Raw genomic sequence first — 13,043 nt, 5'->3', positions numbered from 1 at the left:
CCCCCGTGAGGGTATTAGCCCACCCGTGACGTCTTTATGGTTGGACAGTCGAGCCGAACAGCCTTGGGCCGCAAGCGACCTTGACAAGGGCCCCCGTTCCGCGGATGTCATCGTCGTCGGCGCCGGCATCACCGGGCTGATGACCGCGGTGCTGCTGGCCCGCGCGGGCAAGGATGTGCTGGTGCTCGAAGCGCGCACGGTGGGGGCCTGCGCGACGGGAAACACCACCGCGAAGATCAGCCTGCTACAGGGCACCCATCTGTCGAAGATCCTGGCCAGGCATGGCAGGGAACTGGCCCGCGCGTATGTGGAGGGCAACCGCGAAGGCCAGGACTGGGTGGTCGATTACTGCCGGTCGCATGACATCGCGGTGCAGCGCGAGGACGCCTACAGCTACGCCCAGTCGGCCAAGGGAGTGCCGTCCGCCCGCCTGGAGCTGAAAGCGTGCCAGGCGGTCGGGCTGCCGGCGGTCTGGGACGACGACGCCGGGGTCCCGTTCCCGTATCACGGTGGTGTGCGGCTGCCCGAGCAGGCGCAGTTCGATCCCGTGCCGTTCCTGGACGCGCTGGCCACGGAGCTGCTCGGCCGCGGTGGACGGCTGGTCGAGCACACGCGGGTCCGGCGGGTGTCCACCCGTGGGGACCGGGTGACGGTGCACGCCAACGACGCGGCCCGGCGCGACGTGGCGCTCGAAGCCGGCCAGCTCGTTCTCGCGACCGGCATCCCGATCCTGGATCGCGGTGGATACTTCGCGCGCGTGAAGCCCAGCCGCTCGTACTGCTTGGCGTTCAAGGTGCCGGGCGAGATCACCCGGCCGATGATGATCTCCACCGATTCGCCGACGCGTTCGGTGCGTTACGCGCCCACCGCGGACGGGGAGCGGCTGATTGTGGGCGGGGCCGGCCACACGGTGGGTCGCAAGAAGAGCCCTTCGAAGGCGCTCGAGGAGCTGGCGTCGTGGGCCCGCGCGCACTATCCGGGTGCCGAGCAGACGCATTTCTGGTCGGCGCAGGATTACACGCCCATCGATCAGTTGCCCTATGTCGGGCCCATCCTGCCCAACACCCAAACCATCTTCGTGGCAACGGGATTCAACAAATGGGGAATGACGAACGGCGCCGCAGCGGCCTTGGCCCTGTCCAGCCGGATCCTCGGGGGCCGAATGGACTGGGCCCGGGCGTTCGCCAGCTGGAGCCCCCACGAGCTGTCGGGCCTGCCGACGGCCTTGCAGGCCAACCTCGAGGTGGGCTTCGATCTGGCCAAGGGCTGGATCACCCCGCTGCTGCGCGCCGGCCGTCGAAGCCCCGGCGCGGACGAGGGCGGCGTGGTCAGCGGGCCGCCGTGGCATCTGGAGGCGCGCTGCCGCGTCGACGGCACCGAGCATGTCGTTTCCCCGGTGTGCCCTCACCTCGGTGGAATCGTGAACTGGAACGACGCCGATCAGGCGTGGGAATGCCCACTGCACGGGTCGCGGTTCGCGCCGGACGGCACCCTGCTGGAGGGGCCGGCGACCCGCGACCTGACCGCCTGAGCCAAGAGGAGGGCTCAGCCCGCCTTTTGGTAGACGAGCCAGCGCAACTCGATCGGCGAGTGCTCGCGCTCGACGTCGAACACATCGAGCCCGTGGGCCCATCCCTCGAACCAACCCGTGGGCGGCCAGGCGCCCTCGGGAAGGTGGGCTTTCTCGTATTCGTAGGCGGAGTCGTCGGCGATCAGCTCGAAGGGCAGGCCGACCGCGGCGCTCGCCATCTGGTCGTGGGTGTAGATCATGGTGTTGCACTGCTGCCCGAGCTCAATCGCAGCGTCGTCCGGGACGTATCCGTCGCGGGGCAAGAAGGCGTTGAACACCAGACGTCCGCCAGGAGCGAGGCAGTCGGCGGCGAGTTCGAACATGCCCCGCAATTCGTGGGTCGTCCGGAAGTCGGGCACCACCTCGGAGAGCACCATCAGCTGATATTCCTCGTGGACGCTTTCCATGGCGGTGAAGACGTCGCTCTGAATCACTTGCACGGCCAGCGATTCGCGATCCGCCTCCGAACGCATGACATCGGCCAGCTTCGACGCCATCTCGACCGCATCCACCGGGTGGCCGAGTCGGGCGAGGGCCAAAGCGTTGCGCCCGGTGCCCGCGCCGACGTCCAGCACGCGGTAGGTCATCGGATCAGGCGCCTCGGCGGCCAGCGCCAACACGCGGGCATCGGGCTCGGTGCCGAACAGCGGCGGCGGACGGACGGCCACCCATTCGTCGTAATCGGCGTCGAGGGTCCGCCATTCGGCCTTGACTCGGAAATTCACGCCGGTTCCGAAGGGGGAGTTGAACGAGATGACGAGGTCCGACCGGGGCGAGGCCTTGAAGCCCTTCGCGAGCTCTGCTTGCAGGGCGGCCCTGAACTGAGACGACTGTTCGGGCGTGTACCAAACCCCGAGCGTGGCGCATAGGTTGCCGCACAACTGGACGTACTCGTCGATCAAGGCGGGCACTGCCGGGACCCTGATCTGCCCCTCGGCCATCGACCGGCGATACAACCGCCTGACCACCGCTTCGTGGAGCATCGCCGGATCGAACGGCTCAGAAGGCGGATCCTGCACCAGAACCTTCTACACGACCCGGCCGCATTGCACCACTGAACGTCGCACCGATCAGCCCGCGCGGGCGGCGTCTTCCAAGAGGTCGGCGGCTTTGGCGACGCTTTCGGACGGCTTGGTCATCGCGGCGGCAACCTCGCGGGCCCGCGTCGCATAGTCCCCAGCGAACAGGGACCGCAGATCCGCGACGAGGGAATCGTAGGTTGACTCAGAAAAAGGCCTGGCGATGCCCACCTGCAACTGGCTGACGGCGGATGCCCAGATCGGCTGATCGAGCCAGAGCCAGAGCACCAACATGGGCACTCCGGCCCGCATACTCGCGGCGGTGGTACCGGCGCCCCCGTGGTGCACGACCGCGCGGCATGCGGGGAAGACGGCCGCGTGGTTGACCGCATCCACAATTTTGGTGTGGGCGGCCTGGGTGAGGTGGCTGAAATCGTTTGAGCCGCTGCAAATCAGCGCTCGTTGGCCCAACTGCTCGCAGGCCCCGCTGATCACCGCGACCGTCTCCTCGGGCGATGTCACCGGCGTGCTGCCGAAGCCGAAGTAGACGGGCGGCGCCCCCTCGGCGATCCACGACAACACCTCGTCGTCGATCTCGGTCGGCATGTCCAAGGTCAGCGCTCCCACGAACGGCCGCCGGCGACCGGACTTCGCCCATTCGTTCGCCAACCCGGGGACGCAGAGCTCCTCGTAGGCCTGGATTTCCAGCACGTCCCTGGTCGACGATCCGGCAGCTGCGGACAAACCCAGCGCCTCGCGCTGCGCGCTTTCGGCCACCTTCGTCACGTGCTCCTGAAGCCCCCCGAGTTCCAGCGCCCCTGCGGGGAAGAAGTGCAGCGCGGCGAACGGCAGGCCGTAACGCTCCGCGACGTGGGCTGCCAGCCGCTGCTCGTTGATGCCGGCCACCAGCAAGTCGGCATCCTCCGCCAAAGACGCCAGCGTCGTGCTCTTCTCTGCCCACACCTTGCCGACGCGCTCCAGGAGTTCGGGTAGCGCGCTGATCGGATCCTGAACACGTTGAACGAAATTCGTCGCTTCGGTGATCTGTTGCCGGGTGTCCGGCCCGTAAGCGACCGCGGCGACACCCGCCGCCTCGACGAACCGGAGACTGTCGGGCGGAACCGCCAGGCGCACGTCGTGGCCCCGGCGGAGCAGCTCGCGACCGACGGCGGCACAGGGCTCGACGTCGCCCCGGCTCCCGTAGCTTGCCAGCACAATCTTCATCAACGACCTCACTAGTCATCAGTCGCGGTCATGCTACAGGTCCCTGGGCTGCTGCGAGCCGGCCCACGGGCCACTGCGTTAGTGCCCGAGCAGCTGCTTCCTCAGCTTCTCGTATTCCTCGACGGTCAGCCGTCCCGCATCGCGGAGCTTGGTTATCTCGCGAATCTTGGCCGCGACTCCGGTGACCACAATCCGCGGCGTGACGTGCGCATGTTCCGCCTCACCGTCGGGCGCCGCGCTGCCGAAGCGAGCAACCACGCGCTGACCGGCCACCCTGCTGCTGCTACCCCCGCGGCCGCTCGGCGGCCCGGCCATGGCGCGCCCGGTCATGGCCGCTGATCCCACGTCGCCGAATGCGGCGCTCGAGCCGACTTCCATGGGCGCCGCCGCGGCGGAGTCGAATCCGGTCATCGGCGACGCCAGCGCGACGGGGCGCACCTCCGGCGCGGAGGTGGTCCATGCCTGCGGCACAGACAATGCCCCGACCGCCTTCGCCTGGGCCAGGCCGCCCGTCACCGTCGGCACGGAGCCCGGGGTGAGGTTCGTCAGAGTCGCCGGGAAATCCCGAACGGGCGCCGGCCCGGTTCCCGGCCAAACCTCTTCCCCATTCCACCCGCTGACGATGTCATCGGTGTGGAAACCCACGAGGGTGCCGGCGAGGGCGAAGGGAAGGTCAATCGGCCCGGACAAGATGTCCAGCGGGGTGAGGACACCGAGGGTGACCAGGCTGGACGGGCCGGTGACAAAAACTGTGAGCAGGTCACTCAACGTATTCAGCGGGATCGGCGTCGTGGCCGCCGGTGCCGCGATCGGGAGGCTGGGCAACGCCTGAGGCGCCACCGAAGACGCCTGCGCGACACCGGACGCGATCCCTTGGGCATCGCCGGCGGGCGCGCCGGCCGCCTGGCTGACCGCGGTTGCCTGACCGGCCTGCCCACCGAGGGTGGTGTTGCGCCGCGGTGAGGTCAACGGTGTCAGCACAGTCGCGGCTGCCGACGAACCGGCGTAGGTGTACATCGCCGTGGCATCCTGTGCCCACATCTCGGCGTACTGCGCCTCGGTGGCCGCGATCGCCGGAGTGTTCTGCCCGAAGAAGTTGGTCGCCGCCAATGCCGCCAACAGGCTGCGATTTGCCGCGATGACCGGGGGTGGCACGGTGGCCGCGAACGCCGCCTCGTACGCGGCGACCGCGGCTGTGGCTTGGGCAGCAGTCTCCTCCACCCGCGCCGCGGTGCTGCTCAGCCATTCGACATAGGGCGTGGCCGCGGCCGTCATCGACACCGACGCGGGGCCCAGCCATGCTCCGTTGGTCAGCCCCGTTACCACCGACTCGTACGCGCTGGCCGTCGTGTACAGCGCGTCGGCCAGCTGCGCCCATGCCTGAGCCGCCACCGACAATGGCGCCGCGCCCGGACCAGCATACATCCGACCGGAGTTGATCTCCGGCGGATACATCCCGAAATCCATTGCGGCACATTCCCCTTCGGACAATCGCGATTTCGCCAGACCGCGATTCAGCGACCGAGCAGCCGGTTCTTTTGCTCGGTGTACTCTTCCTCGGTCAGGATTCCCTCGTCACGAAGCTTGGCGAATTCTCGTAGCTCGGCCGCGACTCCGGTGACCACCGTCCGAGGCGTGGACTCCGGCGCTCCCGCTTCACCGTCCGCCGCCGGGGCTTGCGCGGCGTTGGCCTCACCCGCGGCAGCCCGCAGTTGCTCGCCCCCGGGCGATTTGCCGCCATCCTTGCCCGCGCCGGTGCCCAGGGTGCCTGCTATGGCTCGCCCGGCCAGACCCGCCAATGCCATCTGGCCGAACGTCGTACCCGACCCCACCTCCTCGACCGCGCCGGCGGTGGCTGCGGGCAAGGCGGGCAGCGCGTAGGAAACGGGACGCACCATCGGCGTGGCTATGGTCCACGTCGCCGGCACCGACAACGTCCCGACCGTGTTGGCCTGGCCCACACCGGCCGAGACCCTGGGCGGCGGCACCGTGCCCGGCGGCAGATTCAGCAGGGGCGCGGGGAACTCTTTGACGGGCGCCGGCCCGGTGCCCGGCCAAGGCTGCTCCCCGTTCCAGCCACTGACGATGTCGTCGGTGTGGAGACCAGTGCCGTAGCCGCCGATGTCGAAGGGCAGCGCCACGAGGCCAAGGACACCCAGCGGGACGCCGACGAAGGTGCCCACCAGGCTGGCCGGCAGGTCGACGAAGATCGTGATGAGGTTGCTCAAGGTCGTCAGCGAACTTGTGGTTGGAGGATCCAGCGGCGCCGCGATTGCGAAGCTCTGCAACGCGCGGGGTACCGCGGAAAACGTTTGCTGGGCCGACGAAACGTCGTTTTGCACATTGCCGACCGAGGTGCCGGCGGCTTGGCCGGCCGCGGCCGCTTGCTTGACCGACCCTGTCGGATCGGTGTTCTGGCGCGGGGAGGCGAACGGTGTCAGCGTCGTCGCGGCCGCCGATGCAGCCGCGTACCGGTACATCGCCGCGGTGTCTTGGGCCCACATTTCGGCGTATTGCGCCTCGGTGGCCGCGATCGCGGAGGTGTACTGCCCGAAGAGATCAGCCGCCACTAGTCGCGCGAGCAGGCTGCGGTTGGCTGCGACCAGTTGTGGCGGCACAGTTGATGCAAACGCTTCCTCATAAGCGGCGACCGCGGCCCTGGACTGGATGGCGGCTTCCTCAGCCCCCGCCGCGGCGCTGTTGAGCCAACTGACGTAGGCCGCGGCCGCGGCCGCCATCGACGCCGACGACGGACCCAGCCACGGGCCGGCGGTTAGACCTGATATCACCGACTGATAGGCGTTGGCCGTCGTGTGGAGCTCAGACGCCAGTGCCTCCCAGGCTTCGGCCGCGGCCACCATCGATTCCGATCCGGCGCCGATATACATCCGGCCGGAGTTGACCTCAGGGGGGAAGATCGCGAAATCCATGTCGGTCCCTTAACTGAAGTTGAGCCGAAAAGCCAGGGCGGTGGACGCACCCCGGCGGACGCATGTGAGCATGGCACTTCGGATCTCACAGCCGGCGTCGGGAAGCACCAGAAACGGGCTTAGCACATTTGCTGCATGCACCGGACAACCAGTCCCTTCCCGTTGCTGAAACGACCCAGTTTGCCGCCCGGAGAATCGCCGCCGAGAGCGCTGCGGCGCCTCTTACGCGATACAGCGGACGGCCCAGCAGTTCAGGGATGATCGGCGCAAATACGCTGCCCACCAGCGCAAAGCCCTAACCCCCTCCCTAGCCCATTATGCAGCCCCGGGCAGCGTCTGGTGATCCGACGTCGATTCCCAAGGGTCGCAATGCTAAACCAAAGGACGGTAGCGAGGAAGTCGTGTCACTAGTCGCCTGTTTCCCCGGCCCCTGGGCGTGCGGCCAGCGTCAGATTGCTGGCTACTGCGCGAGCGGGCGAGCCGCCGTTCCGGCCGCAAGCACTGCGATGGCGATGGTCGGCGCCACCGACCAAGCATTCGTCGCGAGAATGCGCAATCTCGGTTTCACCTGGCGGCGAGGACGACTCCGGCGTCGTCGCCTGGGCCATCAGATCAGCGCCGACCGCGTGGCCGACGGTTGATCGCCTCCCCAGTGACCACCGGTTTCCGTGCCCGTCCCGCATACTCTGAGCGGGATGGTTCTGGCGGTCTCGCCGAGTGAGGGTGGCGATGAAGGATTCGATGGCGACTTCAGGCCTCGCCACGGTGGACATGCGGGTGGAAAGCCTGCTCCGCTACCCGGTGAAGTCGATGCTCGGCGAAACCGTGTCGAGCATCTTCGTCGACGAGCACGGCGCCGAGGGGGACCGGCGACTCGCGCTGGTGGACACCGCCACCGGGCACGTGGCGAGCGCCAAGAACGCCAGGCTGTGGCGGGGCCTGCTGAAGTGCACCGCCAACCGAGAAGCCGGACGGGTGAGGATCGGTCTGCCCGACGGGACCAGCGTGGCGGTGGACGATCCTGGCATCGACGAACTGCTCTCGGGCCTGTTGGGAAGACCGGTCCGACTCATCGCCCAGCGCCCGGCAGGCGCCACGCTGGTGCGCCCGGATCCGGAGCAGCTGCTGGAACTGGGTTTGGACGCCGAGGTCAGCGGCCGCATTTTGGAGATCGCCCAGGCCACCCCGGGCGACGCATTCACCGATGAGGCCCCACTGCACGCGATCACCACGGCCACGCTCGCGCACATCGGTGTCGAAGCGCTGCGATACCGACCCAACATCGTCATCGCGACCCCACCGGACTATCCGCCCTACGCCGAAAACGGCTGGGTCGGAACGGAAATCGCCGTCGGTGAGGTACGCCTGCGCGTCCTGACGGCGACCTCACGATGCGTCGTGCCGACGCTCGAACACGGCCCACTGCCACGGGCTCCGCAGGCGCTCCGCATACCGGCGGCCGAGAACCGTTGGGACACCGGCGGTCATGGCGCTCAGCCGTGCGCAGGCGCGTATCTCGCGGTGGCGTCCGAGGGCGTCATCCGCGTCGGCGACCGCGTCACCATCGGCGGGTAGGCGAGCTCAGGCGCCCAGGCTAAGGCGCCGTGCTGGTCGCGATCGAGGGCCGCATCGACGTCGCTGCGGACGCGCTTACCTAGGCTTCCGCGTGCGGCGTGGGGCTTTGCGCGGACTCCCACTTCGAGGCCAGCGACCGCCTGACCGTGGTGCCGGCGGCCAGCTCGAGCTGGAAGGTCTCCCCGTCGTCGTCCTGGAACGTCAGGAGGTAGCCCCTGTCGGTGGGGTCTTTGAACACCACTTTGTAAGGCCGTTCACCAGAGCCGCGGTCGACGGCGATGATGTCGCCTGGGCTGACGTCGTCGATTCGGTCGTTACCGGAGACTTCGGACATACGTTTCTCCTATGTCAAGCCGCTGCCGGGTGGCAAGGCTGTTGACGGTTTTGTTCGTCGGTTCGCAGGTGATGAAAGACGACGCGGCTAATGCGGTGTTTGAGGCAACGTAAAGCTTCAGCGGTGGAATCACGCTCGGTGAGCCGCTTGCGGTAGTAGGCCTGTCCGAGGCCGTCGAGGCGGATCTGGGTGACGGCGATCCGGTGCAGGGCGGCGTTGAGTTGGCGGTTGCCCGATCGGGTCATCCGGACCCGGCCGGCAGTGTTTCCCGACCACACCGGGACAGGCGCCACTCCGGCATGACGTGCGAAGGCAGCCGCGCTTTTAAACCGGGTCACGCCGGCGGTCTCGCCGACTAGTTTGGCCGCGGTCAGCTCCCCGCAGCCCGGAAGAGAAAGCAGCACCGGGGCGACGTGGCGAACTCGCTGTCCGATCCGCTTGGCCAAGGCGTTGATCGTTTCGGTGAGCCGGCTGATATCAGCCAGCTCGTCACGAGCCAACTCGGCTACCAACCCGGGCACGGTGTCTAGCCAGTCACCCAGGATGCGGCGGTGCTTGGCCAGATCCAACGAACGCGACTTCGGGGCGCGTTCGGGATCAAGTTCGTGCACCCGCCACAACAACCGGTTAATCGTCGCCGTGCGTTGCGCCACAAGGACTTCCCGGCGATCCACTAATAACTTCAACTCACGTGACACCTCGTCATGCGAGGCGACCGGCAGATCGGGTTCACGCAAGAATCCCCGCGCAACGGCAAGCGCATCGATCGGGTCAGACTTGCCCCGCGTACGCGCGCTAGCCCGAGTTTGGGCCATCAGCTTCGGCGGCACCCGCACCACCGACTGACCAAAGCCCATCAGGTCACGCTCCAACCGGGCCGACAGATGCCGGCAATCCTCGATCGCCCACACCACATCGGCGCCGAAGCGCTCCCGAGCCCACATCACCGCCTCGCCATGGCCCGCGGTCACGGCTTTGACGACCTTCTCGCCGATCTTGCGCCCGACCTCGTCGACCGCGACAAACGTGTGGGTGCGCTTGTGTACATCGGCTCCAACAACAACCATGGTGGTTGCCTCCTTCACTGTGAGGTGACGGTTGGGCCGGTCGGCGGACAAACCTCAGTGGGGGCGGATGCCACGCTCCTATCAAGTCACGCCGGCCGGTCCTTCACACCTGATGCCGACAAAACGTATGCACGCCAACCCGAAGGCGGCACCGACGGTACGAGCCAAACATCAGGTGATCAGGATCCAACCACCGCAACAAGCGGCACCTCACCCTGACACTGACGTCGACGGTAGCCGATCGATCCCTGTCGCCGATTTTCAACCGGCGTCATGCCGACGACGACCGGGGCGACCGACCCTCCACCCGGACACCGATCCCGATTATCGTTGCAGCGCTTGGGAATTCGCCAGCAAACCGGCATCAGGCGCGCTCCGCAAGCGCGTGACGCAGATCACACGCGTGTTTGATCCGCGGCGTCGGTGGAACCACTGAGCGTGACACCAACGAACGAACTCGGCGCTTGGCTAGCGCAGCAAGGAGACTGCCGAATGAGCGAACAGAACAAAGCCGACGAAGCCCGCAGGGGCCTGATCGACTCGGTGAAAGGCAAAGCCAAAGAGGTCTTCGGGGCGGTCACCGGCAACGAATCGCTGACCGCCGAGGGGCAGCTCGAGCAGACGCAGGCGCACGAGCGCAAGGAAGCAAACGCGATGGAGGCCGTCGCCGAGGCCCAGGCCAAGCAGGCGCGGAACGACGCGGCCGAAGCCCGGGTGGAAGGCGCCCGACAGCGCATCGCGGCGAATGCCCAGGCCGTTTCCACCGAGGAGTCGATCGAAGCTCGGGAAGCGGCCCAGAAGCGCGCCGCCGAGCAGGCCGCGCGGCAGCGGGAGACCGCAGCGAAGACGCAGGCCGAGCTGGACGCACAGCGCGAAGTGCAACGGGCCAAGGCCAACGAGCGAGCCGAAATCCGTGACGCTTCCGAAGAAATCGTCGACGCCGTCGCCGAGCACCAGACATCGGTGCAGGTGGCCCGCAACGAAGAGTCGGAGGCCGACCGCCTTCGACGCGAAGCTCAGAACGTGACCAACGAAGCCGACCTGCCCTGACGGCGGACCACATACAGGAGAAGTTGATGAAGATTTCCGAACTCCCGTTCGCAGTCCTGCGGTTTCACTACCAACTCGCCCGGGTCCCGTTGCAGCTCATCGAGGACCGGGTCGTCACCCGCATCCCCGGCGAGGCGCCTGCGCGGCTGCTCTTCGAGCGCTCACTGGGCATGCTGGACAGCACGGTCGGCAATGCGCTCGACGACCCGCGACTCGTCGAGCGCGGCACGGCACTGATCGAACGCAGCGACGCGCTGGGTCGCGCCGCGCGGCTGGACGCCAAGGCCGCGGCCCGCAAGGAACGCGCCGACGCCAGGCTGAAGGACGCCCGCGACCGGGCGATCGAGGAGCGCGAGGAAGCGCAGGCGGCCACGCAGCACGAGATCAAAGAGGCGCGTGACTCCGCCGAGCAGCGCAAACGGGAGGCGGCACAGTCGGCTCAGCAGCAGAGCGCCGCGGCGAAGCGGCACGCCGACGAGGCGGCCGACCGGCAGAAGCGGACCGTCGAATCGGCCAAGCGCCAGGTCGAGACCAGGACTCACGCCGCCGAGCAGGCCGCATCCAAGGCCGCAGCAGTCAAAATCGACGAGGCCGAGGACAAACTGGGCGACGCCGCCGACAAGCGGTCCGAAGCGGACCGGGTCGCGCACCTTGCCGCCGCCGAGAGGCAGCAGCGGCAAGAGGAGCGGGAGAACGGCTGACGGGTCAGACGCGCGGCGCGGGACCCTGGTTGACCTTGTTGGCCGCGAAGGTGGCGGCCTGAGCGGTCATCCCGTCGTCGATGTAGGACACGTGGGCCATGATGTTGCCGCCTGCGGAGCAGATCGGGTCGTCGGGGGCGCACAGGCTGATGGTTTTCGATCCGTAAGCGGGGTTGATCGTGGGCAGCGGCTGCCCGCCCCACAGCATGGTCGAGAACCCACTGCTCGGCTCGCCGAAAAGGGCGACGGCGGCGACGTGATCGGCGACCGAGGCCGGCATCGCGTTGGTGGCCAAATCGATCACCGTCGAGCCTTGCGAGTATCCGCCGAGGACGATCCTCGAGTTCGGGCAGCTGGCCACGGTGTCCTGGATATGGGTGCTCGCGTCGGTGGAGCCGGCGTTCGCGCTGTTGTGGTAGTCGTCGTTGGCGGGGTAGTTGACCGCGTAGACATCGACGGACTTTCCGCCGAGCTGCGACGTGAGCGAGTCCACGAATGCCTGGCCGATGTTGCCCAGGCCAGGCTCCTGGTGGGTGCCGCGGGCGAACACCACCGAGACGTCGGAGCACGGATCGGCAACGGCGACGGGAAGCGTGATGGGGGCGCTGAGCCCCGCCCAGGTGGCCACCACCGGGATACCAATAATGCGAGCAACTCTCCGTGCAGTCATGCCGAAATCCTGTCACATCACCGGCCGCGCCGGCCCCGGCGGTGCAGGCTTACCCCTGGAGGCGAGCGCCGACAGCTGAGTCACGTTGCGGCGCAACGCGAACGCTCTGACGCCGCTAGCGTCCGCGCCACTGGGGTTTGCGCTTCTCGGCCCAGGCCCGAAGTCCCTCGGCCACGTCCTCGGTCGCCCCGGCAACCTTGCGCATGGTCTCGCCGAAGCGAACCGACTCCACCCAGCCCATGTCCGCCGTCCGCCACGCCACCTCCTTGGTCGCCCGCTGGGCCAGCGGGGCGGCGTCGGTGAGGGTGCGGGCCCACGCCTTGGCCTCGGCCTGCAGCTGATCGGGTTCGACGAGCCGCCAGACCAGGCCGATCTCCTTGGCGCGCTCCGCGCTCATCGGCTTGCCGGTCAACAGCAGCTCCATGGCGTTGGCCCAGCCGACTCGCCGGGGCAACCGGATGGCCCCGACGATGGTCGGGACGCCGAGTGACACCTCGGGGAAGCAGAAGCTGGCCTCTGTGCTGGCGATGACGAAGTCGCAGAACAACACCCCCGTCAGCCCGTAGCCGATGCAGGGCCCGTGCACGGCGGCGATGGTCGGCTTGAACAGCTCCATCCCGCTTTCGAAGGAGTTGATGGTCGGCTTCTCCCAGAACGTTCCGCCGAAGGTACCGACGGAGCCCTCGCCGTCCTTGAGGTCGCCGCCGGCGCAGTAGACGCTGCCGTTGGCGGTGAGGATCGCCACCCAGGCGTCCAGGTCGTCGCGGAACCGCTCCCAGGCCGCGTTGAGGTCCTCACGGAGCTGCCCGTTGATGGCGTTGCGAGCCTCGGGGCGGTTCAGGGTGATGGTGGCAACGTGGTCGTCCAGCTCATAGGTGACGAGGCTCATGAGCCAACCCTAGG

At 67.8% G+C, this 13,043-nt stretch carries 12 protein-coding genes; 4 read left to right on the top strand and 8 right to left on the bottom strand.

The window, feature by feature from the left end:
• Positions 1–25 precede the first annotated feature (25 nt).
• Positions 26–1,531, top strand: coding sequence for an FAD-dependent oxidoreductase (locus U8D42_RS08590; protein WP_322861451.1), 1,506 nt, complete (start codon positions 26–28; stop codon positions 1,529–1,531).
• A gap of 14 nt (positions 1,532–1,545) precedes the next feature.
• Here the strand turns inward: U8D42_RS08590 and U8D42_RS08585 are convergent, their stop codons facing one another.
• The 4 genes from U8D42_RS08585 to U8D42_RS08570 form a co-directional block, all read right to left on the bottom strand.
• Positions 1,546–2,589 (bottom strand): class I SAM-dependent methyltransferase, encoded by a 1,044-nt coding sequence (locus U8D42_RS08585; protein ID WP_322861450.1) that lies wholly within the window; start codon positions 2,587–2,589, stop codon positions 1,546–1,548.
• 51 nt (positions 2,590–2,640) lie between these two features.
• Positions 2,641–3,813 carry a glycosyltransferase gene (locus U8D42_RS08580; RefSeq protein ID WP_322861449.1) on the bottom strand — a complete coding sequence of 391 codons (1,173 nt, stop codon included), beginning with the start codon at positions 3,811–3,813 and terminating at the stop codon, positions 2,641–2,643.
• A gap of 78 nt (positions 3,814–3,891) precedes the next feature.
• Complete coding sequence (locus tag U8D42_RS08575) at positions 3,892–5,280, bottom strand: PPE family protein (RefSeq protein ID WP_322861448.1); 1,389 nt, start codon at positions 5,278–5,280, stop codon at positions 3,892–3,894.
• A gap of 47 nt (positions 5,281–5,327) precedes the next feature.
• Positions 5,328–6,743, bottom strand: a complete 1,416-nt coding sequence (locus U8D42_RS08570) for a PPE family protein, SVP subgroup (RefSeq protein WP_322861447.1) — start codon at positions 6,741–6,743, stop codon at positions 5,328–5,330.
• A 741-nt stretch (positions 6,744–7,484) separates the two neighbouring features.
• Between U8D42_RS08570 and U8D42_RS08565 the strand changes: the two genes are divergently transcribed.
• Positions 7,485–8,318: an MOSC domain-containing protein gene (locus U8D42_RS08565; RefSeq protein ID WP_431523836.1), complete on the top strand. Its 834-nt coding sequence runs from the start codon at positions 7,485–7,487 to the stop codon at positions 8,316–8,318.
• 79 nt (positions 8,319–8,397) lie between these two features.
• On the opposite strand, the gene U8D42_RS08560 is transcribed toward U8D42_RS08565, so the two are convergent.
• Both U8D42_RS08560 and U8D42_RS08555 read right to left on the bottom strand, forming a co-directional pair.
• Complete coding sequence (locus U8D42_RS08560; protein ID WP_322861445.1) at positions 8,398–8,652, bottom strand: hypothetical protein; 255 nt, start codon at positions 8,650–8,652, stop codon at positions 8,398–8,400.
• A gap of 14 nt (positions 8,653–8,666) precedes the next feature.
• Positions 8,667–9,737: an IS110 family transposase gene (locus tag U8D42_RS08555; protein WP_192579510.1), complete on the bottom strand. Its 1,071-nt coding sequence runs from the start codon at positions 9,735–9,737 to the stop codon at positions 8,667–8,669.
• Between the two features lie 474 nt (positions 9,738–10,211).
• Here U8D42_RS08555 and U8D42_RS08550 point away from each other — a divergent pair, with 474 nt between their 5' ends.
• Together U8D42_RS08550 and U8D42_RS08545 are read left to right on the top strand one after the other, a co-directional pair.
• On the top strand, positions 10,212–10,769 hold the full coding sequence (locus tag U8D42_RS08550; protein WP_322860717.1) for a CsbD family protein: 558 nt from the start codon (positions 10,212–10,214) through the stop codon (positions 10,767–10,769).
• Between the two features lie 26 nt (positions 10,770–10,795).
• A complete protein-coding gene (locus U8D42_RS08545) occupies positions 10,796–11,470 on the top strand; it encodes an IF2 family translation initiation factor (protein ID WP_322860716.1) in 675 nt (224 codons plus the stop codon).
• A gap of 4 nt (positions 11,471–11,474) precedes the next feature.
• On the opposite strand, the gene U8D42_RS08540 is transcribed toward U8D42_RS08545, so the two are convergent.
• A complete protein-coding gene (locus U8D42_RS08540) occupies positions 11,475–12,140 on the bottom strand; it encodes a cutinase family protein (RefSeq protein WP_322860715.1) in 666 nt (221 codons plus the stop codon).
• Positions 12,141–12,255: 115 nt separating this feature from the next.
• On the bottom strand, positions 12,256–13,029 hold the full coding sequence (locus tag U8D42_RS08535) for an enoyl-CoA hydratase/isomerase family protein (RefSeq protein ID WP_322860714.1): 774 nt from the start codon (positions 13,027–13,029) through the stop codon (positions 12,256–12,258).
• Between the last annotated feature and the right edge of the window lie 14 nt (positions 13,030–13,043).

Source organism: Mycobacterium europaeum, assembly GCF_034555895.2.
Classification (GTDB): Bacteria; Actinomycetota; Actinomycetes; order Mycobacteriales; family Mycobacteriaceae; genus Mycobacterium; species Mycobacterium europaeum.
The sequence above is the reverse complement of the archived record's forward strand: the minus strand, read 5'-3'. Positions and strand labels throughout refer to the sequence as shown.

What these genes read in the sequence shown, in the direction of transcription:
- U8D42_RS08580 (WP_322861449.1), bottom strand. Translation starts at nt 3,813, where the DNA reads ATGAAGATTGTGCTGGCAAGCTACGGGAGCCGGGGCGACGTCGAGCCC.
- U8D42_RS08575 (WP_322861448.1), bottom strand. Translation starts at nt 5,280, where the DNA reads ATGGATTTCGGGATGTATCCGCCGGAGATCAACTCCGGTCGGATGTAT.
- U8D42_RS08570 (WP_322861447.1), bottom strand. Translation starts at nt 6,743, where the DNA reads ATGGATTTCGCGATCTTCCCCCCTGAGGTCAACTCCGGCCGGATGTAT.
- U8D42_RS08565 (WP_431523836.1), top strand. Translation starts at nt 7,485, where the DNA reads ATGGCGACTTCAGGCCTCGCCACGGTGGACATGCGGGTGGAAAGCCTG.
- U8D42_RS08560 (WP_322861445.1), bottom strand. Translation starts at nt 8,652, where the DNA reads ATGTCCGAAGTCTCCGGTAACGACCGAATCGACGACGTCAGCCCAGGC.
- U8D42_RS08550 (WP_322860717.1), top strand. Translation starts at nt 10,212, where the DNA reads ATGAGCGAACAGAACAAAGCCGACGAAGCCCGCAGGGGCCTGATCGAC.
- U8D42_RS08545 (WP_322860716.1), top strand. Translation starts at nt 10,796, where the DNA reads ATGAAGATTTCCGAACTCCCGTTCGCAGTCCTGCGGTTTCACTACCAA.
- U8D42_RS08540 (WP_322860715.1), bottom strand. Translation starts at nt 12,140, where the DNA reads ATGACTGCACGGAGAGTTGCTCGCATTATTGGTATCCCGGTGGTGGCC.
- U8D42_RS08535 (WP_322860714.1), bottom strand. Translation starts at nt 13,029, where the DNA reads ATGAGCCTCGTCACCTATGAGCTGGACGACCACGTTGCCACCATCACC.